Genomic DNA, 26,823 nt, shown 5'->3' on the forward strand with positions numbered 1-26,823 from the left:
AGCCCTTCACGGATGTATGAAAGAGAGACCATGTCGAGAACGATGAGCACCGAGCAGGCCAGCTGGTTCTGCGATACCTTCGCCAAGCTGGTGTCCAATGTGGGCCAGTCGGTGCTGGGCAAGGAGCAGACGATCAAGCTGGTGCTCACCGCGCTACTGACCGAGGGGCATGTGCTCCTCGAGGACGCTCCGGGCACCGGTAAGACCATGCTGGCCCGCTCGCTGGCCGCCACCGTGAAGGGCACGAACTCGCGCATTCAGTTCACCCCGGATCTGCTGCCCAGCGACGTCACGGGTATCACCATCTACGATCAGCGCACCCAGTCCTTCGAGTTCCATCACGGGCCGATTTTCGCGAACCTGGTGCTGGCCGACGAAATCAACCGCGCCAGCCCGAAAACCCAGTCGGCGCTGCTCGAAGTGATGGAGGAGGGCCGAGTCACCGTCGATGGCACCACCTACACGCAGGCCCGCCCCTTCATGGTGATCGCCACGCAGAACCCCATCGAACAGGCCGGTACCTACCGCCTGCCCGAGGCACAGCTGGACCGCTTCTTGATCAAAACCTCGATCGGTTACCCGGACCGTGCGGCCACCGTGGCCCTGCTTACCGGCAGCGCCCAGAAGGATCGCTCCGCGGCGCTCAGCCCGGTGATCACCACCGAGGCGCTGGCCGAAATGGCCGACCTCGCCACCGGGGTGCACGTGGATGAGGCCGTGCTGGACTATGTCGCGGCACTGTGCGAAGCCACCCGCGAGGCCCCGGAAACCCGGCTGGGCGTATCGGTGCGTGGCGCACTGGCCATGGTGCGCGCGGCGAAGGTGTGGGCCGCCGGCCAGGGACGCAACTATGTGCTGCCCGACGATATTAAGGAACTGGCACCGCACGTGTTCACCCACCGTCTGGTGTTGGATCCGGAGGCCGAATTCACCGGGGCCACCGCCGCGAAGGTCATTGACGCGGTGTTGCGCGAAGTACCGGCTCCAACCCGCCGCGGTAGCGAGGCCTAGGGCAGATCATGGTGAGCAGACGGGCCGCGCTACGCCGCGCCGCCGGAAAAGTACCGAGCCTGCTGAGCGAAAGCTCGGCGGTGCTCGGCCAATACCTGCGCCCACTAGGCGATGGGGTGCGGGCCGTAAGCCAACGCTACCTGTCCCCGGTGGCCCGCGTGGTCTCCCCGCTGGGCTTCGTGGTGGCCGGTACCGCAATACTGCTCTGGGTGCTTGGCGCCGGCTTCGGCTGGCAGGAAGCACTGCTCGGGGCCTTCATGGCCAGCGTACTGCTGGTGGTCGGGGTCGGGTTCATCCTGGGTCGCAGCGACTTTGACGTGAGCCTGGATCTAAACCGCACCCGGGTGGCCGTGGGAGACCGCGCAGTGGGCGCGATGCAGGTGCGCAACCGGGCCGCACGCAGTTCGGCCGGAGTCATGATGGAGCTGCCGGTCGGCGCCGGGGCCGCGGAATTCCGTATCCCACGGCTAGATCCCGGGGCCAGCCACGAAGATCTGTTTACCATTCCCACCCGTCGCCGCCAGGTGCTCGAGGTTGGTCCGGTGCGCTCGGTACGCCAGGACCCCTTCGGCCTGCTACGCCGCCAGGTGCGCTGGACGGACACCTACGAGCTGTTCATCCACCCGAAAACCACCGGACTCGATGGTTCCTCGGCCGGCTTCATCCGCGACCTGGAGGGTATGCCCACCCGAGACTTGTCGAACTCGGACGTGTCCTTTCACGCCCTGCGCGGTTACCAGCCCGGCGATGACCGGCGGCATATTCACTGGAAGTCCACCGCCCGTACCGGCGAACTCATGGTGCGGCAGTTCGAGGAAACCCGCCGCTCGCATTTGGCCGTCGCACTCTCGCTGAATTTAGGGGACTACGGACCCCATGCGGAAGCAGCCGAAGATGTGGAGCTGGCCATTTCGGTGGCCGCCTCGATCGGGCTGCAGGCTGCGGTGGAACAACGCAAACTGGACGTCTACAGCCAGTTCGGGCCGGTCCGCGCCGACACCGGGCGTCACCTGATGGACGGGCTAACCCGTCTGGAGGTGCGCACGGGCCTGCGCGAAAACGTGGTGGATGTGGTGCGCCACACCGCCGACGCGGTTCCCGGCGCCTCGGTGATGTTCATGCTCACCGGCGCACAAACCACGGCGCGCGAACTGCGTGAAGCGTGGATGCATGTGCCGGTGGGAGTACGTGCCATTGCGATCCGGTGTGGGCTGGGACTGGCACCGGCGCGGGCCAGCATCGGTGAGCTGACCGTCCTGACCCTCGGAAACCTCGACGAGCTGGGGTTGATGTTGCGAAGGGCCGTCGCATGAGCCAGCCGCTTCCGCTCTGGCGCTATTGCGTCGACGCAGCCTGCCTCGGTGCGGCGCTACTACTCGGCGCCCTGGGGCTCTTCGACGCCTACGGCGGCAGCCTGGCCTTCCTGTTGGCCGCCATCGGCGGCATTGTTGCCGGGCTCGGGCTTGCCTGGGCCAATGTGTGGTTCCGGCTGGGCACCTGGCGTACCGCCGCCGGCTTCGCCGTGCTCTACCTGCTGCTCGGTACCCCCTTGGCGACCCCGCGCGAGGCCGCCTACTCGGTGCTGCCGACCCTCGAATCGCTACGCACCCTGCTGGCCGGGCTGGTGTTCTCCTGGAAAGACATGCTCACCGTAGCCCCACCGGTGGGTTCCTTCGGGGGCGTGCTCATCGTGGCCTTTTTCTCCACCCTGCTCACCGCTTTACTCACCGGGCTGGCCGCCTGGCATCTGCGTTCGCCCTACCTCACGCTGCTACCGGTGCTGGCGATGTTCGTGGTGGGTATCGTCTTTGGCACCCGCGATGTGCCGATGCCGGTGGTGCGCGGCGTCGCCTTGATCGCGGTACTCGTGGGCTGGCTGTCCTGGCGGCGCTATGTGGCGCAGATCGTCAGCGATGGTTTCCGCTCGCTCAATCATGCGCCGGAGGACCTTGCCGGCGGGCACCAGCTCCGGCTGCGCCGGGTAGCCATCGGCGCACTAGTGTTGGCCGGGGCCGGGGTGCTCACCGCCGCGGCGGCCCCACTGCTCAGTCCGCAAACCCCGCGTCAGGTGCTGCGTGATGCGCTTGAGCCGCCGGTAGACCTCTACGACTACCCAAGCCCGCTGACACGTTTCCGTAAATACGTGAAAAACATGGCCGATGACACGCTGCTCACCGTCAAGGGGCTTCCGGAAGGCGAACGCATTCGGCTGGCGGCCCTGGACTCCTACAACGGCATGGTCTTTTCCGTGGACCCGAAGTCCGGCGGCAATTTCGCCCCGGTCGGTGATTCGAGCGATATTCGCTCGGCCGAGGGCGGCAGCAGCCGCAACCAGGGCGAGCTGCAGATTGAAATTCGTGACTATCAGGGCGTATGGCTGCCGGCCGGCGGTAAGCTCGCCGGGCTCGAGCTGACCGGGGAACGCCGCGACGAGCTGGCTCGCTCGCTGTTCTACAGCGACGAGGCCGAAACCGCGCTGAGTTCCATCGGCCTGCGCTCCGGCGATGCCTATACCGCCCAGGTGTACTTCCCGCCGCGACCCAGCGACGAACAGCTGGCGGAGTTGAACTTCGCCGAATTGCGCCTACCGGAACTGGCGAATGTGCCGCCGCTGGCGGGGGCCAAGGCCGTGGACTTCATCGGTTCGGCCCAAGGGGACCTGAACCGGGCACGCAGCCTCGAGAGCACCTTCGCGAATACGGGCTTCTTCTCCAACGGAGCCGAGGGGCAGGTTCCCTCGCTCTCCGGGCATGGTGCCGGGCGCATAACGAGCCTGCTCGATGCCGAGCAGATGATCGGCGATGATGAGCAGTATGCCGCGGCCATGGCCCTCTTGGCTCGAGAACAGGGGATCCCGGCCCGCGTGGTGATGGGTTTCTACCCCGAAGAGTACGCCCCGCAACGTGCGGTGGAGCTGACCGGTTCGGATGTGCACGCGTGGGTAGAGATCGCCTTCGAATCGGTGGGCTGGGTGGCCTTTGACCCGACCCCGGACGATGATGAACAGCCCACACCGCCGGAGCAGGAACCCAAAGCCGTGCCGCAGCCGCAGGTGCTGCAGCCGCCACCTCCGGGGCAGGAAGAAGCCGACCTGCCGCCAGAGACCGCGCCGGAACCCCAAGAGGTCGAAGAGGAACCGCAGACCTGGTGGGAACGCTGGGGAGTGCTGGTGAGCATTATCGGTATTTCGGCCGGCTCACTGCTCGTCTTGGCCTCGCCCTTCCTGCTGATCTTGTTGCTGAAGGTACGCCGTCGCCGCCGCCGCGAACGCACCGGCGGTCCCGAACAGCGCATGGCCGGCGGCTGGCAGGAAATCCTCAGTACCGCCACCGACCATCAAGTCATCAGCCGTGTGGGAGCCACCCGCTCGGAGAATGCGCGCCTGGTGGCCGGGGGCTTCCCCGCCATGAGCGAACCGGTGCTGAACCTGGCCCGCCGAGCCGATGCGGCCAGCTTCTCACCGGTGCAGCCCACCGAGGAAGAGGTGCGTAGCTACTGGGAAGAAGTGCATCGCCAGGCCAAGGAGATGCAGGCCTCACGTGGCTTCTTCGGCCGGCTGCGCGCCAAATATTCCCCGCGCTCGCTCGTCCACGAGGTGGCCGGTGCACTGTCCACCTCCGGGCGGCTACCCCGTCGCCCGCGCCGTAACCGTTTCGAACAACCACAGGAGTAAGCCATGGCACAAACAATGAACCTGGTGGATGCCAGCGCAACCCAGCGATTGCTCTCCTGGTTGCTCGACAGCGTGCCGCTGATTATTCTCGCGGCGATCTTCATGCCGATCATCAGTTCCAAGTTGTTGCAGGCCGCCGTTGACCCGCAAATCCTCGGACAGATTGCCGGGACCTATCTGCTCTTTGGCGTGCTGTCGCTGGCTTATACGGTGGGGATCTGGTGGTGGGAGGCCACGAGCGGCAAGACCCCGGGCCAGTTCCTGCTCAAGCTGCGCACCACGAATCTCGAAGGCAACCTGCCCGGTTGGGGTAAGGTGATCGGTCGCCGTTTGTTGATCGCCGTTGCCGGAATTATCCCGGTGGTCGGCCCGGTGCTGACGGTGATCTCCAACCTCTTCGACGCCAACGGCAAACGCCAGGGCTGGCACGATAAGGCCGCCGGCACCCTGGTGCTGGACGTCGCCGCCGGCCGCGACCCGCTGACCTCCGGCGGAATTGCCGGACCGCAGTCCTTTGCCCCGCAGGAGCACCCTTCGCCGGCACAGCCGGAGTCACACGATGAGGATGAGCGCGCGGTGGACGCGCCGGAAGGCCCTGAGGACGTGCCAGAGTCTGCGGGACCGGCCGTAATCGATTCGGTGCCCGGCGCCATCCGGCAGGCCAACGAGGAGCCCAGCCCTGCCAAGGCCGAGGTCATCTCCGAGGTTAACGCAGCTGCCCCGGCTTCCGCCCCGGTGCCAGAGCATGCCGATCCGGACGATGAACTTGGCTCCACCCGGCTACGCGTCGAGCGGGATCCGGTGCTGGTGCTGCACTTCGATGACGGCCAAGCGCTCACCATCGAGCACAGTGCGCTGATCGGCCGCAACCCGGCCCCGGCCGCAGGCGAACAGGTGGACGAGCTGATTAGCCTCGATGACCCGGAGCGCACCGTGTCGAAAACCCACCTGCTGGTGCAGTCCGGTGCCAGTGGTCTGTGGGTTACCGACCGCCAGTCGGCCAATGGCTCCTACATTGTCGATGGCCAGGGCGGCACGCGTGATCTGGTGCCGGGGCAGCCCCAACAGGTCAGCCCCGGACAGACCGTGTACTTCGGAGAGCGTAACTTTAAGGTCGAACGCGCGTGAGTGCGGTTCCCGAAGAGCACTGGGTGGCGCTGCACCACGGGCAAAGCACCGACCGTGGCTTGCGCCGCGCCTTGAACGAGGACAGCATGCTCGCCACCGACACGCTGCTGCTGGTCGCCGACGGCATGGGCGGACATGCCGCCGGGGACGTGGCCAGTTCGGTGTGCGTGCAAACCTTCGCCGAAGGGGTGCGGCAGGCCCACGGACTCATCGATGCCCAGTTGATCGATGACCTGCTGCAGCGCGCCGACCGGGCCATCCTTGCGGCCGGGTCGGCCCGCGCCGGCACCACCGTGTCCGGAGCGGCAGTGATCTATCAGGAGGGGCAGCCGCAGTGGCTGATCTTCAACGTGGGGGATTCGCGTACCTACCGGATGGCCGATGGCCTGCTCGAACAGGTGACGGTCGATCATTCAGAGGTGCAGGAGCTACTGGACAGTGGTCGGCTCAGTGCCGGTGAGGCCGCCGACTACCCGCGCCGCCATGTCATCACCCGGGCGTTGGGGATGCGCGCCGATAACCGCGCGGACTTTTGGATGCTCCCGGTCAAGGCCGGGGACCGGCTCCTGGTATGTTCCGACGGGCTGAGCGGGGAACTGAGCGATGAGCAGATGCAACAGGTGCTCGCCCGCTTCCCGGACCCGCAACAGGCCGCCGACGAACTGATCCAGGCGGCCCTGCGTAGTGGGGGACGCGATAATATCAGCGTGATCGTTGCCGATGTGGCAGCCGGGCACCCCGACGACATCGACATCACCGTACCGCGCCAGATCATCACGACCGACACAGAGGAGAAATCATGAACAGCCTGCGTTACCTCCCCGGCGACGGGTATGCCCTGGTGGGTACCGGTCACATCCTCATGCTGCCCGTGGGCACCGAGCCGGAACTGCTCGATCGGCTGTGGTCGAGCCTGGGCCCCGAAGCCAGCGTCGAATCGTTGCTGTCTGCCCTGCTGGGCAGCGTCGAGATGAAAATCAACGAGCTACCCGACCTCGCGATAATTTCGCGGCAGCCAGCCGCCCACGTCGTGGTGCGCGGTACCGCGACGTTCACCGGTCACACCGGCGCCGGCAGCGAAACCGCCAGCGGAGCCGACATCGCCACCTGGCAGGAACGGCGCTTCGCCGCGTTGGACTCCTGGACGGCCAGCCTGCACGCCGAGACCCCCGAGGGGCAGCAGCTTCCCATCAACGAGGGCGTGGTGCGCGCCGCCGCGCTGAACTTCGGATCCCCATCCGAGACTAAGAATGAATCGGAGGGCACCGCGCAGAGCGTCGCGGCACCGGCCACCGATGACGTCGCCGGTCCCGAGGCGGATTCGGAGGTGACGCAGTTGGCCAGTGCGCCAGCGAAGCCAGCTACCGAGCAGGCCAGCAGCACCCCGGATCGCACCGAGGCACCCACGCGGGCCCAAGCCGTCGTCGAGCCGGCCGCGGCCAAGGAGGCACCGGCGGCAACCGCCGGGGTGGAGGACTCGGCGGGCAAGCCCGAAGCGGACGAGGCACCGGAAGATACCCAGGACCCCGAGGTGTACGAACATTCCACCGGCACCGACGAACTGTCCTTGGCCAGTGAGTTGCTCGGACGTCGCGGCGATGCGGCCACCGAATACGAGCCGGTCGACGCCGATGATTCGGACACCATCCTCAAACCGCGCCCGGCCGGCGTTGCCGCGCCCGATGAACTCCCGGATCCGGACCGGGACGGAGACACCATCATCCGTAGCGCCCCACGCGATCATTCCGGTTCGCTGGGCGAGTCCATCTCCTTGGCCGGGGCGCCGGTGAGCGCGGAACCCAACGAATTCGTGCTGGCCCGGGTCTGCGCCGACGGCCACCCGAACCCGCCCACCGCTTCGAGCTGCCGCAGCTGCGGCGCTGCCCTGCGCGGCGAGGCCCGGCAGGTGCGTAAACCGGCCATGGGCCGCATGCTCGTCTCCGACGAATCGGGGCAGAGCGAGTCCTCCCATGAGTTGACCCGCTCGGTGATTGTCGGCCGCCAGCCCAGCGCCCAAGGATTCACCGGAACCCCGGAGCCGAAGCTGATGAAGGTGCACAGCCCCAGCGGCGACATTTCCCGTTCGCATCTGCAGGTGCGCATCGAAGGATGGCATGTAGAACTCGTCGATCTCGGGGCCACCAACGGCACCGTGCTCTTACGCGAAGGACAGGCACCTCGCCGGCTTGGCAAGGCGGAGTCGGTGCTGTTGCTCAGCGGAGACGTGGCCGATCTGGGCGATGGCGTGAGCCTGCGATTCGAGGAGCTTCCGTGAGTTCGCGGCGCCCTCCGGCGCCGGCCCCGCAGATTCCGGGCTTCAGCTATATCAAGCCCCTGGGCACCGGGGGCTTCTCCGACGTCTACCTCTATGAGCAGCACCGACCCCAGCGCAAGGTGGCCATCAAGGTTTTGCTGGCCGATGTGAGCGAAGCGGAGGCACGTGCGCGCTTCGAGGCCGAGGCGAACCTGATGGCGCAGCTCTCCACCCACCCCTACATCGTCACCATCTACCAGGCGGAGATCACCGCGGATTCGCGCTCCTACCTCGCCATGGAGTACTGCTCGCGGCCCGGTCTCGACGCGCGCTACCGGCGTTCGGTGCTCAGCGTGGACGAAGCCCTGTCGCTGGGGATCCAGATCTGCTCGGCGGTACAAACCGCACACCTAGCCGGCATTATTCACCGCGACATTAAACCGGCGAACGTGTTGACTACCGACTACAACCGGCCGGCACTGACCGACTTCGGGATCTCCGGCACCATCGGTTCCGAGGTAGCGGGCCTGTCGATCCCTTGGTCGGCGCCCGAGGCCTTCGAAGGCGGCACGCCACCCGGCGTCCGGATGGACGTGTACTCGCTCGGCGCCACGATCTATACCGTGCTGGCCGGGCACTCACCGTTCGTGCGCCCGGGACGCGATAATTCGCAGACCACACTGATCGAACGCATCACCAACACCGAACTGCAGCCGCTGCAACGCCCCGACGTGCCGCAATCCTTGAATCAGGCCCTAGCGGTGGCCATGGCCAAATCCCCGGCGGCACGCTTCGGGTCGGCCGCCGAACTGGCGCGTTCGCTGCAACGAATTCAAGCCGAGCTGGGCCTGTCCGTCACCCCCTTCGAGGTGCTCGAAGAGCACGGCGCGCACAACCCCGCCGATGAGGAAGGGGAGTCCACCCGGGTACGCAGTGTCACCTCCATCGAGGATGCACAGCGCCCCCGCGGCTCCGGACCGCTGATCTCCTCGGTGCCCGGACGACGCGCCCCCGCCCCGCGGGCCACTGATCTGGCAGGAACCCCGGCACCGGTGGAGGAGCCGGATGTCTCGCAGCGTTTTGACGCGCCGCTGCGCGGCGATCAGCAGGTACCGGTTCAGGCACCGGATGCGGCCGTAGCGGAATCGCTAGAGGTGCGGCGCAAGATGCCCAAGGCACTGCTCGGTGTCGCGCTGGCACTGGCCCTGATCGTCTCGGTCGCGATCGCTGCCAACCTGCTCGGAGATACCGACGAAGATCCCCGCAGCAGCACCCCGCCGATCAACGCCTCACTCGATCCGAAGGATCCGATTATCGGGGCCAACGCCCCGCAGGTCACCGATCTTAAACACTCCAGTGTGGGCAAGAACGTCACCTTTACCTGGAAGAACCCCGACCCGATGGACGGGGACTTCTATATGTGGGCGCCGGTGACGGCCACCGAGACCGGCGATGCGCAGAAAACCGATGCCCCCAGCGCCACCTTGCCGCGAGCCAAGGGACAAACCTGCATCGAGGTCAGATTGGTGCGCAAGAATGGTGGTAGCGTGTCCGAGCCTAAACGCGCCTGTGCGGAGGAGAACCATGGATAGTTGCCAAGAAACGCAACCTGCCGAAGATGTGTATGTCGAATACTGCGGCCAGTGGTTCCCGGTCGCCGAAGGGCAACTATTTACCATCGGCCGCGAGGGAGACCTGGCGGTGGACGACAACCCGTATCTGCACCGCCAGTTTCTGACCGTGGGACAGTATGAGGGCATGTGGTGGCTATCGAATATTGGTGCCCGGTTAACCGCAACGATCGCCGATAAAACCGGGGGACTGCAGGCCTGGCTCTCACCCGGGGCACGTCTGCCGCTGGTGTTCAACCGGACCTCGGTGGTTTTCACCGCCGGGCCCACCACCTACGAGTTCGCTATCCACGTGGCCCAACCGACCTTCCGGCAGGAACCCCTGGCCGGGGATCCCGACGGGGCCACCACCATAGGTCCGGTGACCCTGACCTCGGCGCAGCGGGCCCTGGTGGTGGCGCTCGCCGAACCCATGCTACGCCGCGATGGAACCGGTCTCAGCGCGATTCCCTCCAGCGCTGCGGCCGCCGAACGCTTGGGCTGGAGCATCACGAAATTCAACCGCAAACTCGACAATGTTTGCGACAAATTGGATAAGGCCGGGATCGTTGGGTTGCGTGGCGGGCCCGGGAAACTGGCGACCAATCGCAAGGCTCGCCTCGTGGAACACGCGGTCAGTTCGCACCTGGTGACTCGCGCGGATTTGAAATTACTGGAACTGGAGCTCGGCGCCGACGACTAGCACGTGGCCTTCCACGCTCCATAGGGTCTCCGTTGGAGGGTGGAAGGCGGCTCGAGGCATCGTTTAAAAGCGATCACGATCAGGCTGAGGGCCACGAGCCAAGACAGCGACAGCTCGAGCACCGCAACACGCCAAGCCGGCTCTCAGTGCCATCCTCGGCTTAGTCCTCATAGTCATCGATGGCCACAGTGTCATCATCGGATTCATCGATGGGCATTTCTTCGGGAGGTTCGGTGTACTTGCGCTGCTCGGTCGTGAGCGCGGTGACGGTGGCGGACCAGCGCACCGGGCCCTGAATCTCAACGGACACTGCAGTGCGCTCCAGATTCTTGAGGGCGAATTCATTGAGCGAGGGGACGGCAGCGCCACCGCAATTCAGCGGAAAATTGCCGTGGTTTTTGACCTTGAGGGTGATCTGACTAGAGCCTTCGCAGCGGATGTAGACCGCGAGGACCGGCTTAACGACCTCGAACTCTGCCACCAGGGCATCCTCGGTCCTATCATCGACGTAACCTAGGATCTGCTCGCCCTCTGGCACGTAGTGGGTCAGCGGACCAGAATGCGAAGGGTCGGACTCGGACGGTACCGCGACCGGTTCATTGGATTCCACCGACGGAAGGGGCCGTTCGGTGGCCTGTGCCTGCGGCGCTTCGGTTGCCGGGTTCGAGCATGATGCGGCGACAAGTATTGTGCCAAGCGCTAGCAAGAGGCCAGCGCGTGGAGAGCGAAATGCGTTCACCAGGTACTCCATCCCATGGTTTCCACCACGTCCTGATTGGTGCCACCGTCCCACGTGCCGACGCACGCTGCCGCTGATTCGTGGGCATCGCCCTCAAAGCTATGCATGCTAGAGATCAGCTGAGCAGAGACGATGGTGTTCGCCGGAGCGATGAGATCGACACTGGTGGGATAGCGTTCCCAATAGGCTTCCCCGGTGCTCCCGAAGAGGAAGGGGCGCATTTGCTCCACCAAGGTGTAGAGATCATCGGTGGGCTCGAAGTAAAGTAGTTCCTCCATTGCAGGGTCGGGGACCACCTCCAGCCTTGCCGACGTTTTTGTGGTCCCGCGTCGATTATCGAGAAAGAGCGCGTTGCTGGAGCCTTGCCGGTCAACGGTTTCGGTGCGCGGGTGATATTCCGCGACGGGGGAACTGCAACTCGCCGCGTGCGTTTCATCGGCCATACCAGAGGCCAGCGCGCTGGCAGGAATCAGACAAACAGCGGCGAGGGAAAGCAGGCTCGCAGCGGCGACGGGTCTTCTGTTCACAAGGGTCCTTCTATCGGGGCGACTAGCGGGTAGGAGATGGCGTAGGTCTAAGCCGACAAAGTCGGCGAGCTTAGCCACCGGAAATCTCGAAGACGGGAATGCCCACGAGCCAGTAGGTCGTTTCCTCCGCGATATCGACGGTGACCGTGACCTGCCCAGCTTCTTGTTCATCGGTGCTGACCGGAATCTTCCCCGTCGCACTGAATTCATTGATGCAGCCGCTGGCAAAGAATCCGGAGGCCGTGACCTTGTACTGACTCGGCGGGGTGCAGGCTAGGAAATATTCGACAGCGGCTGGGTCGTGTTCCAGCTCGAAGGTGTACGTCGCGGGGCCGTGACCTTGTACGTGGAGCACGGGGTTGGCGGATTCCTCGCGGTATAAGGCAGAGGAGACATCCGAGATTTCGCCGAGCGGATCCACCAACTCGGGCTGACTCGGTGTTACCGGGGCCGGGGATCGGGGCGTGGGTTCGGAAGGTGAGGGGGTGGAAGTGCACGCGGTCAGGGTCAGCGAACCGAAGACCAGAGCAGCAACGATAAAGTGTTTGGTGCGCAATTCCCACCCCTCTAAAGGCACATTTCAAGCGTATTTTTTAGCAGACGCTATGAAATATGACAGTAGTGCATATCAAACGATTTTAGTGATTCGCGAATCGAGTGTGGCCGAATCGTTACTTAGCAGTAAATGTAGGGCCGGTGGGTTCAGCTAACCGGCGCGGAACCGGAGCGGTAGAGGTAGGAGTCTTCGAAGTGATCCCGGATCCACATATGCTGGGCCAGCAGGCTCTCACGACGCATCCCGATCTTCTCTAAGACGCGCCAAGAGCCGATGTTCTCGGGTCGGCAGGTAGCGATGACGCTGAGGCAACCACCGGTGTTGAGTGCCCAGTCAAGCAGGGCTTGGGCCGCTTCTGTGGCATAGCCCCGCGACCAGAAGTTCCGCTCCAGTGTGTAACCGATTTCGCCGTGTTCCGCATCGAGGCGGGTGAAGCTGGCCGCGCCGATCACTTGCGCGTTGCACTCGATGGCCAGAGTGAAGCGGGTTCGTGGATGCCTGGCCGCTTCGGCGATGGCGGAGTGAATAAAGTCGCGGGTCTGCTGCTCGCCATTCGGTCCCCATGTTGAATAGCGGCAGACTTCGGGGTCGGAAGCGAAAGCATGAACGGCTGCGAAATCTTCGGTACTCAGTTCCCGAAGCCGCAGCCGTTCGGTGTGCAGCAACATGGCGCTCGCCTATCCTTGCTTGGCGCGGTTAGCGCCGCCCCAGGTTCCATGACAGGCGTGGGGTGGTGAGCGCCCGACGCTTGCGGATGCGCGCCACACGACGCTTGGCCGGAGCTGGCTGGGCCTCCGGGGCCGGCCGGTTCGCCAGCGACGCGACGATCGCGGTGAGCGCGGCGAGTTCCTCGGGCGTGGGGTTGCCCTTGGTGACGGACAGCAGTGGCTGTGCCTCGGCGGTGGTGTGAGTACTCATCGTGGTGGTTCCTCTGGGCGTCGGCGGCTTAGAGCGGGATGTTTCCGTGCTTCTTCGGCGGCAGCGTGGCGTGCTTTTCGCGTAGCGCACGCAAGCCGCGCACCAGCTGCAGGCGGGTGTCGCTAGGGGCGATCACCGCGTCGATGTAGCCCAGCTCGGCGGCCTGGTATGGGTTGAGCAGCTCCGCCTCGTAGTCGTCAATGATCTGCTTGCGACGGGCCTCGACGTCTCCGCCCTCGGCCTCGACGGCGGCCAGATCGCGGCGGTAGAGGATGTTTACCGCTCCGGCGGCGCCCATGACGCCAATCTGCGCGGTGGGCCATGCCAGGTTCAGATCCGCACCGAGCTTCTTCGAGCCCATCACGATGTAGGCGCCGCCGTAGGCCTTGCGGGTGATCACGGTCAGCTTCGGCACGGTGGCCTCGGCGTAGGCGTAGAGCAACTTTGCGCCGCGGCGGATAATGCCCTGGAACTCCTGGTCCTTGCCGGGCAGGAAGCCCGGCACGTCGACAAGGGTCACGATTGGGATATTGAAGGCATCGCAGTTGCGCACAAAGCGGGCGGCCTTTTCCGAGGCGGCAATGTCCAGTGTGCCGGCGAACTGCATGGGCTGGTTGGCCACCACACCCACGGTATGCCCCTCGACGCGGCCATAGCCGACGATGACGTTCGGCGCGTAGAGGGCCTGCATTTCGAAGAAGTGCCCGTCATCGAGTATCGATTCGATGACCGCACGCATGTCATAAGGCTGATTCGCGGAGTCGGGAATCAGCGTGTCGAGGGCCAGATCTTCCTCGGTGAGTTCGAGTTCCTCCTCGAAATCGGCGACCGTCGCATCTGCCAGGTTCGAGGAGGGCAGGAAGTCGAGCAGTTCCTTGCAGAACTCAATGGCATCGGACTCATCGGAGGCCAGGTAGGTGGCGGTGCCGGTGGTGGAGTTGTGCTGCCGGGCGCCGCCGAGGGTTTCCATGTCCACGTCTTCGCCGGTGACGGTCTTGATGACGTCGGGGCCGGTGATGAACATGTGGCTGGTCTTATCGACCATGATCACGTAGTCGGTCAGTGCCGGGGAGTAGGCCGCGCCACCGGCGCAGGGACCCATGATCAGCGAGATCTGCGGGACCACGCCGGAGGCGTGGACGTTATTGCGGAAGATATCGGCGAACATGGCCAGCGAGGCCACGCCCTCCTGGATGCGGGCGCCACCGCCGTCGTTGATGCCCACGACCGGGCAGCCGTTGCGTAGCGCGAATTCTTGAACCTTGACGATTTTCTCGCCGTTGACCTGGGAGAGCGAGCCGCCGTAGACGGTGAAGTCCTGCGAGTAGACGGCGACGAGTCGGCCGTCGACGGTGCCGTAGCCCGAGACGACGCCATCGCCCATGGGCTTCTTCTTTTCCATGCCGAAGGCGGTGGAGCGGTGCACGGCCAGGGCGTCGAACTCGACGAATGAGCCCTCATCGAGCAGCATGTCGATGCGTTCGCGGGCGGTGTTCTTGCCGCGTGCGTGCTGCTTCTCGATTGCCGCCTCACCGGATGGGGCCTGAGACAATGCCTGCCGGCGCCGGAACTCGGCGAGTTTGCCAGCGGTGGTGGATAGATCGATGCTCGTCTCCAGCTCGGTGTGGCCCTGCGTCATGCCGTTGGCTCCCTTTCGGGTCGATCGTTATGTGTAGGAATGGCACAATCCAAAATGCCATCCTCGCCAGTCTAGCCGTCGATTGGGTGCAATCTGTTGTAGGAATCTTACAAAATGTCGCCGCGTGGCATAAAGCACCGACTCCCGTAAGTTACTCTCCAGTAGCTTCGTGGCGAATTCTCGAGTAACCTGAGTCACATGAGTGAAGCAACCCGTAGCGTGATCGCACCACGCCCCGAAACCCTCAGTGGCCGCACCGTCGTGATGTCCGGCGGCAGTCGCGGCATCGGCCTCGCCATTGCCCTCGAACTGGCCAAACACGGGGCCAACATTGTCCTGTTATCCAAAACGGACACCCCGCACGCGACCCTCGAGGGAACGATCCATACCGCCGTCGAGCAGATCAACGCCGCCGGTGGACAGGGCCTGGCGGTAGTGGGCGATGTGCGTGTGGACGCCGACGTGCAACGTGTGGTCGACACCGCGGTGGAGACCTTCGGCGGAATCGACATCGTCATCAACAACGCCTCCGCCATCAACCTTGCTCCCACCGACAAGCTGGATATGAAGCGCTACGACCTGATGGCCGATATTAATGTGCGCGGTACCTTCTTGCTGTCCAAAACCGCCCTGCCGCACCTGCGTGCCTCGCAGCATGGCCATATTCTCACGCTGTCTCCGCCGCTGAATCTGGACCCGAAATGGGCCGGAGCACACCTGGGATACACCATGGCCAAGTATGGGATGTCGCTGACCACGCTGGGTCTAGCCGAAGAATTAGACGGCGATGGCATCGGCGTGAATTCGCTGTGGCCGGCCACGCTCATCGACACCGCCGCCATCCGCAACCTGCCCGGCGGCATGGAAATGATCAAGGGCGCCCGCAGTGCGCAGATCGTCGCCGATGCCGCGCTGAGCATCCTGGCCTCGGACCCTGCATCGGTCAGCGGCAATTTCTTCACCGATGAACAGGTCCTCGCCGCCGGAGGACTGAACGACTTCTCGGCCTATGCCATCGATCCGGAGCATGAGCTCGAAGAAGATATCTTCCTTTCGTAACCACAGCATCCGCTGCCGATGATGCTGGGCTAGGGTTGAGTTATGACGCACAATGCCAATTCGGAGAGCCGTGGTGCGCTACGCCGCGACGATTTTCCCGCCCTGGCCCAGCACCTCGGTCTTGCCCGGGTCGACATCGTGGCCGAGTCAGGTTCAACCAATGAGGACCTCGCCGCCGCGGCGGCTTCCGGTGCGGCCGGGCATTTGAGCGTACTCTGCGCCGAGCACCAGGTGCAGGGCAAGGGACGCCTAGGACGCACCTGGGTAACTCCAAAGGGCTCGGCCTTGACCGTATCGGTACTCGTGGCACCCAAGCCCACGCTCGGTATTGAGGCTCTGTCCTGGTACACGATGCTCGCGGCGCTGGCCTTCAGTGAGGCCGTGGAAAAAGTCTGCGACGTTCAGCTGGGCATTAAATGGCCCAATGACCTGCTCGTTGGGCAGAAGAAAGTCTGCGGTATTCTCGCCCAGCTGGTGACCACGCCCAGCGGCCTCGGGGTCGTGGTGGGCACCGGAATGAACGTGGACCAGCACCCCGAGGAACTTCCGGTGGATACCGCCACCTCGCTGCGCATCGCCTCCGGCGGCGGCGTGGACCGCACTGAACTCCTGGCGGAATATTTGCGCCGCTTTGCCGGACTCGATGCCGCCTTCCGCGCCGCCGGGGGACAGGCCGACACTCCGCTGGCCGGCAGGAACGAGAGCCTGCGACTCCTGGTGCAACACCGGCTACGCACGCTAGGCCAAATCGTCAACGTCGAATTCCCGGATGGAACCAAGGTTACCGGTGAGGCGTTAGAACTTGAGCGAGACGGTGGACTGGCCGTACGCGCCTCCGACGGCACACGCCACCATGTCCTGGCCGGCGATGTGCAGCACGTGCGCCGCGCCGATGGTAAGTATGCCTAACCGGCGCGCGGTCCACTTGCGGGACTAGAATAGTAAGCGGTGGTCACAGCAGGCATGACAGGGCAGGGGGCGAGAGGCTCAGGGATGAAACTGCCGTTGCAGGAAAAAGAACGTGTCGTGGTCAAGACCCGGGAACATGCCCGCGTCTTGCGTCAGCCGTTCGTCGCACTGCTACTGCTCAGCGCCATCTGTGCCTTCTTGGTCGGCTACTTTACCCGTGATGACCTCTCCGAATGGTTGCGTGCGAACACCTCGGTAATCCTTGTGTTGATCGCCATTCTGTGGGTGGTGCTGGTGCTGATCTGGTGCGTGGCTCCACTCCTGCGCTGGTCGCGTAGCCGGATCGTGCTGACCAATCAACGAATCTTTTACCGCAGTTCGACCAATGCCGGACGGATGCAATCGCTCGGCCTCTATTCGGTGCGGGACGTGGTGGCTCATGCCAAACACGGACAAGCCGAACGGCGCCCGGGGACGCTGGATATCGTCTTGCAACATGGCTATGTGCGGTTAACCAATGTTCCAGCGGTGGGCTACTTCAGGGAATTAACCATGGAACACATGATGCGGCTGCGTCAGGAGATTCGCGGGGGACGACGCGACGAGTTGAACAGTGAGGGGCTTGGGGCATGAGCGAAACGGCCGCGAACAAGGAAACTCGCATCGATAACTCCCCGCAGGCAGCCAGTGAGGCCGCCCGCGAGGCCCGTGAACACACCTCGCACGAAAACCATGTGGTCGCCGACCCCATTGCCGAGCTCACCCAGGCCCTCAAGTCTCCGTTGCAGGTGCCCGAGAGCACCCCGAAGGACGTGAAGAACCTCGTCAGCGAGCTGGAAGAGCGTCTGATCGGGGGACCGCGTGAATTCAAGCGTCGCGATGTTGCCGCCGATGCGGGTATCTCCTTGCACTCCGCCCGAAAGCTCTGGCGCGCTATCGGGTTCCCCGAACTCAGCGATGATGAGGTCTTCTTCACCCGCGGTGACGAGCACGCCCTGAAAACCATGGTCTCCTTGGTGCGCGAAGGCAAACTGACCGAAGAGACCGCGATCTCGCTGATGCGCTCGGTGGGACAGATGACCGACCGCATGGTGGTCTGGCAGATCGAGGCGATCATCGAGGATATGATCGCCAACCAGAACATGTCCGACCGGCAGGCACGGCGGCAGTTGATCGAAATCTTGCCGGAGATCATCTCCCCGCTCGAGGAATTGCTGAACTATTCCTACCGCCGTCAGCTCAATGCCGGTATTCACCGGTTGGCCCTGCGGGCCGAAACCGGGGTGGCCGCGTATGCCCAGGACTCCGGGGATGATGACGACACCCCGTTGCCGCTGGCCCGTGCCGTCGGTTTCGCGGATCTCGTTTCCTACACCTCGCTCTCGCGCCGCATGACCGAACGCACGCTGGCCCAGCTGGTCCAGCGCTTCGAATCGAAATGCGCCGAAATCATCTCCATCGGTGGCGGGCGTCTGGTCAAAACCATTGGCGACGAAGTGCTCTTCGTGGCCGAGACCCCGCAGGCCGGAGCCCAGATTTCGCTGGCCCTGTCCAAGGAATTCGAAGCCGACGAACTCCTGCCGAAAACCAGGGTCGCCGTGGTGTGGGGGCGCATCCTCTCCCGACTAGGTGACATTTACGGACCGACGGTGAACCTCGCCGCACGGCTGACCTCGCTCGCCGAACCTGGTAGCGTGCTGACCGACGCGATTACCGCAAACACACTCAAGGGCGATCCGCGCTTTGTGCTGACGGCCCGAGAGATAACCAGTGTGCGCGGATTCGGGGACATTCAACCCTTCGACCTGTCCGCGGGCGAAGGCGGACGGCTGGTGATTGACTGATGAGTGGGCCAAGTACACGCTTTCAACTGGCCGCCGCTGGGCGCACCCACGTCGGATTGCGACGCACCGAGAACCAGGATCGCTATCTGGTGACCGAACATATTCAGGCGGTCGCCGACGGTATGGGCGGGCACGAGGCCGGAGAGGTCGCGGCCCAACTCGCAGTGGAAACCCTCGAAGAGCTGCAGGTGCTGGTGCACAAAACCAGCGAACCGGCGGTACTGACCCAACAACAGGTAGTCCGTCAGGTGCAGCTGGCCGATGACCGAATCCGCGACGCACTCGAGGCGCGCGGCGGCACCACGCTGTGCATGCTCTGCATGATCGGTGCCGAAGAGCCGAGCGAGGAAACCCAGCCGGTGCCCTCGGCGGTACCACCGTGGACCGGAAGCTACCAGCGCGGCCCGAACACCGATGTGGTGCGGCGTATTACGCCGCAGGCCTTGGAGGAATATCGACGTCAGGCGGCCGATAACTTACGCGGCCAAGACAACCCCAAGGCCAAGGGACGAGCCCTTCTGCTCGTTAATGTCGGCGACTCACGCGGTTACCGACTACGCAACGGTCAGCTGGTGCAGCTGACCCGCGATCATTCGGCGGTGCAGGAAATGGTGGATGCGGGGCAGATCACCGAGGTGGAAGCCCGCAACCACCCGCACCGCAACCTCATCACCCGGGCCCTAGGCGCCGGAGCCGACAGCCACCCCGACACCACCGTGCTGCGCCCGCGGGTGGGGGACCGCTACCTATTGTGTAGCGACGGGCTCAGCGGCGAACTATCCGTTGAATCCATCGCCGAATTGCTGATTTCCTACCGCAACCGGGATGCGGCAGCCGCCGCACTGGTCAGCGCCGCGGTCGAGGCCGGCGGCCGAGACAATGTGGCCGTGGTGGTTGTGGACGTGCTCGCCGAGTAAGCGCGCCGCACCGGCCAAAGGGTCAGGTCCGTGGGGCAGAATAAGATACGTGAGTGAAAATTCTTCAGCCCCAGCCAGCGGCGGCGAGCTACCGCCGACCGAGGTCCGTGAGCGTCACAGCGAGTTGGCACAGCAGGTCCGCGAGCATCGCGAGGCCTACTACCAACAAGATGCGCCCACTATCGCCGATGCCGACTATGACGCACTCTTTCACGAACTTCAGGCCCTCGAGGCCAGCTACCCGATCCTAGCTGGGGGCGACTCACCCACGCAGGAGGTGGGAGGCGAGGTCAGCGCCGCCTTCTCCCCGGTCACCCACGCCACCCGCATGTACTCCCTCGAGGACGTCTTTTCCCTCGAGGAACTCACCGCCTGGTTGGAACGCGCCGAAGCCAACGCCCGACGTCTGCACCCGGAATCTGTCCCGGCTTGGCTCTGCGAAGTCAAAATCGATGGGCTCGCGCTGAATCTGACGTACCGGGACGGCAAACTCGTGCGGGCCGCTACCCGCGGCGATGGCACGACCGGTGAAGACGTCACCCATAACGCACTGACCATTGCCGACATCCCGCAGACGCTCTCCGGTGAAGGTTGGCCCGCCGAACTCGAAGTACGTGGCGAGGTGTTTATTGCCACCGATGACTTCAACGCCTATAACGAAGCGTTGATCGCCCAAGGCAAGGCACCACTGGCTAATCCGCGCAACGCTGCGGCGGGCTCGCTGCGGCAAAAAGACCCCGAGCAGACCGCAAAACGCCCGCTCCGCATGTTTGTCCACGGGCTGGGACGCAATCAGGAGCTCGGGTTGAGCAACCAGTCCGAAGCCTATGAACTCATGCGCGGTTGGGGCCTTCGCGTCTCACCGTATTCGGTCGTGGTCTCCACCCTCAACGAAGTGCTGGCGTTCATTGAACGCAATGGCGAACAACGCCACGAACTGATTCACGATATTGACGGCATCGTGGTGAAGGTCGATTCGCTAGCAACCCAAGAACAGCTGGGGTACACCTCCCGCGTGCCGCGCTGGGCGGTGGCCTATAAGTACCCGCCAGAGGAGGTCCACACCAAGCTGCTCGACATCCAAGTGCAGGTGGGGCGCACCGGGCGCGTGACGCCCTTCGGCGTCATGGAACCGGTGCTGGTGGCAGGCTCTACCGTGTCGCGAGCGACCCTGCACAATCAGGAGGTAGTCAAGGCCAAGAACGTGCTCATCGGCGACACCGTGATCCTGCGTAAGGCCGGAGACGTTATCCCGGAAATTGTCGGACCGGTTCTGGCATTGCGCGAGGGAAATGAAGAGAAACTTCGTCCCTTTGTCATGCCTACACACTGCCCCTCCTGCGGCTACCCGTTGGCTCCGGCCAAGGAATCCGATGTCGATATTCGATGCATGAACTCCGAAACCTGCCCGGTGCAGCTCACCGAACGCGTAGCGCATCTCGGGGGCCGCAACGCGTTGGATATCGAAGCGCTGGGTTATGAGGCCGCCATGGCACTGACCAGTGGCCCGGGCCCCGACCCGGCCACCCAGGGTGGGCAAATTCTGCCGGCCGGTCCCGGTCCGCTCCGTAACGAGGCGGAGATCTTTGACCTGAAGGACAAGCTCGAGGAGCTGGCCCAGGTCAAGGTGTGGCGCGAAAAGCGTTCGAAGGGGGAGGGGACCGGGGTCTTTGAACTCGTTCCCTACTTCTACACGCGCGGCACCAAGACCAAGGAGCCGGCACCGACAAAGAATACGCTTAAGCTGCTCGAAGAGCTGGAAAAGGCCAAAGCCAATCCGCTATGGCGTGTGCTGGTGGCGCTATCAATCCGACATGTTGGACCGAACGCCTCCCGCGCGCTGGCCACCCGCTACGGCTCGATGGACGCGCTGCTTGAGGTGCTTGAGACTCCGGATGCGGTGCAAGAACTGAGCAATATCGATTCCGTGGGTTCGATTATCGCCGAAGCCATCGTCGAGTGGTTCTCCGTGGACTGGCATCGAGAGATCGTCGCCGCCTGGAAGCGTGCCGGGGTACGCATGGAAGACGAGGTCGATCAGAGCATCACCAAGCACCTCGAGGGGCTGTCCATCGTGGTCACCGGAACGTTGGAACATTACTCCCGTGACACCGCCAAGGAAGCAATTATTGTTCGTGGCGGTAAGGCCACCGGTAGTGTGTCGAAGAAGACCGACTTCGTGGTTGCCGGGGAGTCCGCTGGCTCGAAGTTGGATAAGGCGCTGTCCTTGTCCGTGCCCGTCTTGGACGAGGCAGGGTTCACCGTATTGTTGGAGCAGGGACCGGAGGCCGCCCGCGAGGTGGCCAGAATTGGGGCGGAATAACTATGACCGAGCCGATCAATCACGACCCGCTGGTGCTGTTGGCCCGCCGGGCCGCTGCTGCCGGTGCCGAGGTGCTAGCTCGGCGCGAGGTAGCCGAGTTCAACCTGCAGGATAAGTCGGCCGCTGGCGACTGGGTCACTGATTTTGACCGTGCAGCAGAGGAAGCGATTCGGCGCGTGTTGCTGACCACGCGACCCAACGACGAACTCACCGGGGAAGAGTATCCCAGTGCCCGGCCCACCCATCCCAGCGGATACCGCTGGAGCATCGACCCGCTCGATGGCACCGTTAACTTCGTGCGCAATATTGCGTACTACTGCTCATCGGTGGCCGTGCGCCGCGAGTCCGACGGCCAATGGCTGGCCGGTGCAATCCACGCCCCGGCCCTTGGCGTCGAATATTTCGCCGGGCACGGTTTGGGCGCCTGGAAGTTGGATGTGAAGACCTCAAAGCTGGAGCGGTTGCACGCAGCCGAAGCCAGCGACGCGATGGTGATTGCCACCGGCTTTGGATATGACGCTACCCGCCGCCAATTCCAGGCCGAGGTGCTCAAGAACCTCATGGTTGATTACGTCAATGTGCGCCGCATCGGTTCGGCCGCGTTGGACCTTTGCCTGGTGGCCGAGGGCGCCATTGAGGCCTACGCCGAGTACGGCACCCAAGAATACGACTGGGCCGCCGGAGCCTTGATCGCGGAGGAAGCCGGAGCCAGAGTCGTGCGCCCGGAGCAGAGCCCCGGATGGCAGTACGCGGGGCACGTGGATCCCTCGAAGCTTCCGGCATCGGATGGACGCTAACCACCCACCTCTGGCGGCCGGCGATGAGCCGGCACAGCGGCGGTTCGTGCTCGAGGCGGTACTCGCCGATCCGGTGTGCCGGGCTTTACTCGAGCGCCTGCCGAGCCTTGGACTCAAGGACTGGTGGCTGACTGCCGGTGCAGTGTTTCAGAACGTATGGAACGCCCGCACCGGCCAGCCAGCGGGGTTTGGCATCAAGGATTACGACATCTTCTATTTTGACGATGCCGACCTTCGGTGGCGGGCCGAGGATCAGGTCATCCGCCGCGTGGCCGCGCACTTCGAGGATCTTGAAGCCAACCTCGAGGTGCGCAATCAGGCCCGAGTGCACCTGTGGTACCGGGAGCACTTCGGGCACGACATTGACCCCTTTGCCGATAGTCGTCAGGCCATCGACTGCTTTGCGGTCACCAGCTGTGCGCTGGCCGTGACGGTGGATGCCGAGGGCGGCTACCGGCTGTATAGCCCCTATGGAATCGACGATGCGCTGGAACTTCACCTGCGTCCGGGGACACGGATTGCTCCGCGGGAAGTCTACGAACGTAAGGTCACCGAATATAGTGCCCGCTGGCCGCAACTTCGTGTGGAACCTTGGCCGGTGGATTAGCCCAGATACAGATCCGCATCGCTGATGCCTGCGGCCGAATCGTTGTAGTACTGAACCTGAGTCAGGCCGGCGGCGGCCGCCTCGTCGAGGACCACGACCGCATCCTCATGTAGCTGGAGCACGGAGCCGGGGCACGAAGCCGAGAGCGGACCTTCCACGGCGGCCGCGATGGCCTGTGCCTTGCCTGGCCCGGTAGCCACCAGGACCAGGCGTTTTGCCTCGAGCACCGTGCCTAACCCCTGCGTGACGCAGTGCGTGGGTACCGAATCGATTCCCTCGAAGAAGCGGGCGTTATCTTCCCGCGTCTGGGCGGCCAATCGTTTGATTCGGGTGCGACTGCGCAGCGAGGAGCCGGGCTCGTTGAATCCCAAATGCCCGTTGGCGCCAATGCCCAGAATTTGGACCTGCACGCCGCCGGCCTGCCGGATCGACTCGTCGTACGCGGCGGCCGCTTTTTCGAGAGCCGCTACCGACTCGGCTACCCCCAATGGCACGTGCAGACCCTCGCGCGGCAGGCCAATGACTGAGCACACCTCATTGATCAAGGTCTGCCGGTAGGACTGTGCGTGCGTATCGGGGATCCCAATATATTCGTCGAGCGCGAATCCCTGCGCCCGCGAGAAATCCGCGCGACCTTCACTGACAGCGACGGCCAATTCACGGTAGAGCCCCAGTGGTGAGGAGCCGGTGGCTAGGCCCAAGACCGGCTCGGATCCGGCACCGTGGAATTTCAACCCCGCTAGCACCTGATCTGCGGCGAGGCGGGCGACTTCTTGCGGCGAGGAACCAATGAGTACGAGCATCTGTGTGGCTATCCAATCTCTGTCGGGGATGGGCGTCTTGCGGCGGTTAGTGTGATCGCCATCGATCGAAAGGAACACGGAGCACGCGGCACAAACCACCCTCCGTCTCCTACTTTGAGTAACTTTGCGTGAAGATACGCGACGTCACTCAAGTTTTCAGGGTGTCAGGAGGTTGAGTACGCAACGGGCAACCGCGGGGGACGCACCGAACGTCGTGACATCCGCCCCGTCGGTGGGCCACCCAAAGTTGACCAAGAGAACTCGGTGGCCAGCCGCGCGCAAAGTTTCCACCGTGGCGCGCGCCGGGTGATTCGCGTGCAGTCCGCGGGCCGCCAAGAGGATTTTGGAACCGGTAACGATGCTTTCCAGTCCGACGGTCGGGGCAACACTGGCCAACCCCCACGGCACGTGACCCACTGCGGGATTGCTGGTCGAGTCCACCTGCACCAGTTGCACCGGTGCCGGGTCGCTGATCCACTCCTCGACCCGGCAACCCAGGTCAAAGGCTCGGCTCCACTGGCCGCTGGGTAGTATTTCGCCGCGCGCCGACACTTCCCGCGGACGGTAGCGGCTGGCTAACTGTGCAGTGCGTTCGGTAGCCTCGCGCAGCCGGGACTCGCTCAGTGCACCGGAGTGCACCGCCTCGATGATTGCGTGCACAATGGTGTCGAAACTCTCCGCGGTGGTACCGGTGCCTAGGCATAACAAGTCAGCGCCGGCCTGCAGGGCCCGCACTGCGGCGGTGGGGATGCCGGTGTGCGCGCTGGCTCCGGCCATATCGAGCGCATCACTGATGATGACGCCGCGGAATCCCAAATCGCCGCGCAGTAACTCGTGCAAGATCGTGCGCGAGAACGTCGCTGGGTTCTGCGCGTCCACATCCGGGACGAGAATGTGACTGGTCATGATGGCCGCGACGTCGGTGGCGATGGCCTTAACGAAGGGAACCAGTTCGCGTTGTGCCAACAACGATTGCTCGGCCGAAACCACCGGAAGGGTGAGGTGTGAATCGGCGTTGGTGTCGCCGTGGCCCGGGAAATGCTTTGCGCAGGCGGCCACCCCCTCGCCTTGTAGGCCCACGGTATAGGCGGCGGTGTGGGCGGCGACCATGTCGGGATCGGTGCCGAAGGAGCGCACTCCGATGACCGGATTCTCGGCACAGGAATTGATGTCCGCATCTGGCGCCAGATTCAAATTGAATCCCAGCGAACGCAGTTCGCGGGCAATGGCGCGCGCACTCGCACGGGTCAGTTCCAAATCGTTGAGGCGTCCGAGGATGGCATTGCCCGGCTGGTTCGACCCGTCGCGATAGTGAATCCGGGTGACGTCCCCGCCTTCTTCGTCGAGGGCCACAATGGCCTCTGGGGCGGCCGCGCGAATCTGGGCGGTCAAGTCACGTAGCTGCGCGTGGGTGGAAATGTTGTCGCCGTAGATGCACACCGCGGCCAGGCCGCGGTCGAATTCTTCGGCCACCCACTCCGGCAGCGTGGTACCGGTAAAACCGGGCATGAGGGTGCCTGCGGCTAGGCGCCGTAGGGTCTCGGCGGAACTATCTTGGATCATTTTCTGCCTTTCGCGGCCGGCGGGGCGAGGAGGAGCGCTAGGTAACAGTGCTGGGTTGATTGCAATGATCAGGCCACACCGAGTTGCTCAAAGAGCACGTTGACCGCCGCGCCACGCAGCACAATGTCATCGGGGTGTTCGCAGAGCTGGACCTCGAAGCGGGGACGCTGTTCAGTATTGGTGCGCGCCGCAATGGTTTCCCGCACCGCGCCAAGTACGTCGGCATCGATATACTCGGGCGGACCCGCGAGCACGAGGTTTTCGATATCCAGTACCGAGACCACCGGAGCCAAGGCAATCCCGAGTCGTTCTCCGGCGCCGTGTAGCACCGCACGCCGGTGGGCTTCCTTGTCGCCGGATGCTGGCTGCTGGCCCAACGCCGCGCGCAGGGCCGGGATCGCGGTATAGGACTCCACGCAGCCGCGGCGCCCGCAGTCGCACTCCGGGCCTTGGTCGGTGCCGACCACCACATGGCCGATTTCGCCGGAGGCCGAGTTTGCCCCGCGCACTGGGGTGCCGTTGACGATCGACCCACAGCCGACACCGCGCCCGATCTTGACCAGCATCATATGCGAGCCACCGCTTCCAAAGGTGTGTTCGCCCATGACGGCGCAGTCGGCGTCATTGCCGACGACCACCGGCAGATTGAACCTCGACTCCAGCAGTGTGTGGAGGTCGAAGTCTTTCCAACCGAAGTTCGGTGCGGTGAGGATGACGCCCGCGTCGGACACGATGCCCGGGCTTCCCACGCCGATACCGATGATCTTTTCGGTGGCCGCGGCGATAGCTTTGGTGGTCAGTTCGATGACCTGGGCTGCCGCCTGTTGACCCGTTTCGTCGTTGGTTAGTAGCTGAATGCGGGTGAGGATGTTGCCGTCGAGATCCATGACCGCCGCACGCATCACCGCGGAATCGGCAAGGTCGATGCCGATAATTTGTAGGCCGGTCCGGTTCAAATCGAGCATGATCGCGGGTTTGCCGGGCCGCCCCTGAGCGTTCTGGCCGAGTTCCACCACATGGCCACGGGTCAGCAGCTCACTGACCAGATCCGAGATGGTCACCCGGGTCAGACCAGAGGCGCGGGCCAGCTCGGCGCGGCTCATGGGGCCCTGGGTGTGCAGGTGCTGGAGTAACAGCGAAAGGTTTAGTTCGCGTCCATGCGCCGGAAGTGAGGCGGTGCGGCGCGCCAGGTCACGTCGTGGGCCGGGAGAGCTCTTCATGACAGTTAGTTAACTATACTAAC

Annotated in this window: 25 protein-coding genes; 16 read left to right on the forward strand and 9 right to left on the reverse strand. The window is 64.1% G+C overall.

Annotation, left to right across the window (positions count from 1 at the left end):
• Window positions 1–30 precede the first annotated feature (30 nt).
• Genes ACYU0X_RS04495 through ACYU0X_RS04530 form a run of 8 tightly spaced genes read left to right on the forward strand, consistent with a single transcriptional unit; the run spans window position 31 to window position 10,379 of the window.
• On the forward strand, window positions 31–1,011 hold the full coding sequence (locus tag ACYU0X_RS04495; RefSeq protein WP_461902224.1) for an AAA family ATPase: 981 nt from the start codon (window positions 31–33) through the stop codon (window positions 1,009–1,011).
• A gap of 8 nt (window positions 1,012–1,019) precedes the next feature.
• Window positions 1,020–2,324: a DUF58 domain-containing protein gene (locus ACYU0X_RS04500; RefSeq protein ID WP_461902225.1), complete on the forward strand. Its 1,305-nt coding sequence runs from the start codon at window positions 1,020–1,022 to the stop codon at window positions 2,322–2,324.
• Window positions 2,321–4,684 carry a transglutaminase family protein gene (locus ACYU0X_RS04505; protein ID WP_461902226.1) on the forward strand — a complete coding sequence of 788 codons (2,364 nt, stop codon included), beginning with the start codon at window positions 2,321–2,323 and terminating at the stop codon, window positions 4,682–4,684. The genes ACYU0X_RS04500 and ACYU0X_RS04505 overlap by 4 nt, the downstream gene beginning before the upstream one ends.
• Before the next feature lie 3 nt (window positions 4,685–4,687).
• On the forward strand, window positions 4,688–5,812 hold the full coding sequence (locus ACYU0X_RS04510; protein ID WP_461902227.1) for an RDD family protein: 1,125 nt from the start codon (window positions 4,688–4,690) through the stop codon (window positions 5,810–5,812).
• Window positions 5,809–6,615, forward strand: a complete 807-nt coding sequence (locus ACYU0X_RS04515; protein ID WP_461902228.1) for a PP2C family protein-serine/threonine phosphatase — start codon at window positions 5,809–5,811, stop codon at window positions 6,613–6,615. The genes ACYU0X_RS04510 and ACYU0X_RS04515 overlap by 4 nt, the downstream gene beginning before the upstream one ends.
• Window positions 6,612–8,087: an FHA domain-containing protein gene (locus ACYU0X_RS04520; protein ID WP_461902229.1), complete on the forward strand. Its 1,476-nt coding sequence runs from the start codon at window positions 6,612–6,614 to the stop codon at window positions 8,085–8,087. The genes ACYU0X_RS04515 and ACYU0X_RS04520 overlap by 4 nt, the downstream gene beginning before the upstream one ends.
• A complete protein-coding gene (locus tag ACYU0X_RS04525) occupies window positions 8,084–9,658 on the forward strand; it encodes a serine/threonine-protein kinase (protein WP_461902230.1) in 1,575 nt (524 codons plus the stop codon). Before ACYU0X_RS04520 ends, ACYU0X_RS04525 begins: the two co-directional genes overlap by 4 nt.
• Window positions 9,651–10,379, forward strand: coding sequence for a hypothetical protein (locus tag ACYU0X_RS04530; protein WP_418908618.1), 729 nt, complete (start codon window positions 9,651–9,653; stop codon window positions 10,377–10,379). Before ACYU0X_RS04525 ends, ACYU0X_RS04530 begins: the two co-directional genes overlap by 8 nt.
• A gap of 160 nt (window positions 10,380–10,539) precedes the next feature.
• Here the strand turns inward: ACYU0X_RS04530 and ACYU0X_RS04535 are convergent, their stop codons facing one another.
• From ACYU0X_RS04535 to ACYU0X_RS04560, 6 genes are all read right to left on the reverse strand, one after another.
• On the reverse strand, window positions 10,540–11,118 hold the full coding sequence (locus ACYU0X_RS04535; protein WP_461902231.1) for a hypothetical protein: 579 nt from the start codon (window positions 11,116–11,118) through the stop codon (window positions 10,540–10,542).
• Window positions 11,115–11,645 carry a hypothetical protein gene (locus ACYU0X_RS04540; protein ID WP_461902232.1) on the reverse strand — a complete coding sequence of 177 codons (531 nt, stop codon included), beginning with the start codon at window positions 11,643–11,645 and terminating at the stop codon, window positions 11,115–11,117. Before ACYU0X_RS04540 ends, ACYU0X_RS04535 begins: the two co-directional genes overlap by 4 nt.
• 70 nt (window positions 11,646–11,715) lie before the next feature.
• On the reverse strand, window positions 11,716–12,222 hold the full coding sequence (locus ACYU0X_RS04545; RefSeq protein ID WP_461902233.1) for a hypothetical protein: 507 nt from the start codon (window positions 12,220–12,222) through the stop codon (window positions 11,716–11,718).
• Window positions 12,223–12,347: 125 nt separating this feature from the next.
• Complete coding sequence (locus ACYU0X_RS04550) at window positions 12,348–12,869, reverse strand: GNAT family N-acetyltransferase (protein WP_461902234.1); 522 nt, start codon at window positions 12,867–12,869, stop codon at window positions 12,348–12,350.
• A gap of 28 nt (window positions 12,870–12,897) precedes the next feature.
• Window positions 12,898–13,119: an acyl-CoA carboxylase subunit epsilon gene (locus tag ACYU0X_RS04555; RefSeq protein WP_309408386.1), complete on the reverse strand. Its 222-nt coding sequence runs from the start codon at window positions 13,117–13,119 to the stop codon at window positions 12,898–12,900.
• A 28-nt stretch (window positions 13,120–13,147) separates the two neighbouring features.
• Window positions 13,148–14,758: an acyl-CoA carboxylase subunit beta gene (locus ACYU0X_RS04560; protein WP_461902235.1), complete on the reverse strand. Its 1,611-nt coding sequence runs from the start codon at window positions 14,756–14,758 to the stop codon at window positions 13,148–13,150.
• 198 nt (window positions 14,759–14,956) lie between these two features.
• Here ACYU0X_RS04560 and ACYU0X_RS04565 point away from each other — a divergent pair, with 198 nt between their 5' ends.
• The 8 genes from ACYU0X_RS04565 to ACYU0X_RS04600 all read left to right on the forward strand — a co-directional run bounded on the left by ACYU0X_RS04565 (window position 14,957) and on the right by ACYU0X_RS04600 (window position 23,214).
• On the forward strand, window positions 14,957–15,817 hold the full coding sequence (locus ACYU0X_RS04565) for an SDR family oxidoreductase (protein WP_461902236.1): 861 nt from the start codon (window positions 14,957–14,959) through the stop codon (window positions 15,815–15,817).
• Between the two features lie 42 nt (window positions 15,818–15,859).
• Complete coding sequence (locus tag ACYU0X_RS04570; protein WP_461902237.1) at window positions 15,860–16,726, forward strand: biotin--[acetyl-CoA-carboxylase] ligase; 867 nt, start codon at window positions 15,860–15,862, stop codon at window positions 16,724–16,726.
• Window positions 16,727–16,810: 84 nt separating this feature from the next.
• On the forward strand, window positions 16,811–17,359 hold the full coding sequence (locus tag ACYU0X_RS04575; RefSeq protein WP_418908626.1) for a hypothetical protein: 549 nt from the start codon (window positions 16,811–16,813) through the stop codon (window positions 17,357–17,359).
• Window positions 17,356–18,570, forward strand: coding sequence for an adenylate/guanylate cyclase domain-containing protein (locus tag ACYU0X_RS04580; protein WP_309408376.1), 1,215 nt, complete (start codon window positions 17,356–17,358; stop codon window positions 18,568–18,570). The genes ACYU0X_RS04575 and ACYU0X_RS04580 overlap by 4 nt, the downstream gene beginning before the upstream one ends.
• Window positions 18,570–19,487 carry a PP2C family protein-serine/threonine phosphatase gene (locus ACYU0X_RS04585; RefSeq protein WP_309408375.1) on the forward strand — a complete coding sequence of 306 codons (918 nt, stop codon included), beginning with the start codon at window positions 18,570–18,572 and terminating at the stop codon, window positions 19,485–19,487. The genes ACYU0X_RS04580 and ACYU0X_RS04585 overlap by 1 nt, the downstream gene beginning before the upstream one ends.
• The gene (gene ligA, locus ACYU0X_RS04590) at window positions 19,450–21,810 is read left to right on the forward strand and encodes an NAD-dependent DNA ligase LigA (RefSeq protein ID WP_461902238.1); all 2,361 of its coding nucleotides are present in this window, start codon (window positions 19,450–19,452) and stop codon (window positions 21,808–21,810) included. Before ACYU0X_RS04585 ends, ligA begins: the two co-directional genes overlap by 38 nt.
• Before the next feature lie 2 nt (window positions 21,811–21,812).
• Entirely contained in the window at window positions 21,813–22,607 is a 795-nt protein-coding gene (locus tag ACYU0X_RS04595) for an inositol monophosphatase family protein (protein WP_461902239.1), read from the forward strand.
• Window positions 22,597–23,214, forward strand: coding sequence for a nucleotidyltransferase family protein (locus ACYU0X_RS04600; protein WP_461902240.1), 618 nt, complete (start codon window positions 22,597–22,599; stop codon window positions 23,212–23,214). The genes ACYU0X_RS04595 and ACYU0X_RS04600 overlap by 11 nt, the downstream gene beginning before the upstream one ends.
• On the opposite strand, the gene ACYU0X_RS04605 is transcribed toward ACYU0X_RS04600, so the two are convergent.
• The 3 genes from ACYU0X_RS04605 to ACYU0X_RS04615 form a co-directional block, all read right to left on the reverse strand.
• Entirely contained in the window at window positions 23,211–24,017 is an 807-nt protein-coding gene (locus tag ACYU0X_RS04605; protein ID WP_459274743.1) for a glucosamine-6-phosphate deaminase, read from the reverse strand. The two genes, ACYU0X_RS04600 and ACYU0X_RS04605, sit on opposite strands and share 4 nt — an antisense overlap.
• 156 nt (window positions 24,018–24,173) lie before the next feature.
• Complete coding sequence (locus ACYU0X_RS04610) at window positions 24,174–25,580, reverse strand: glycoside hydrolase family 3 protein (RefSeq protein ID WP_461902241.1); 1,407 nt, start codon at window positions 25,578–25,580, stop codon at window positions 24,174–24,176.
• A gap of 68 nt (window positions 25,581–25,648) precedes the next feature.
• Window positions 25,649–26,800 carry an ROK family transcriptional regulator gene (locus ACYU0X_RS04615; protein WP_461902242.1) on the reverse strand — a complete coding sequence of 384 codons (1,152 nt, stop codon included), beginning with the start codon at window positions 26,798–26,800 and terminating at the stop codon, window positions 25,649–25,651.
• Between the last annotated feature and the right edge of the window lie 23 nt (window positions 26,801–26,823).

This window comes from Glutamicibacter sp. X7 (genome assembly GCF_054889245.1).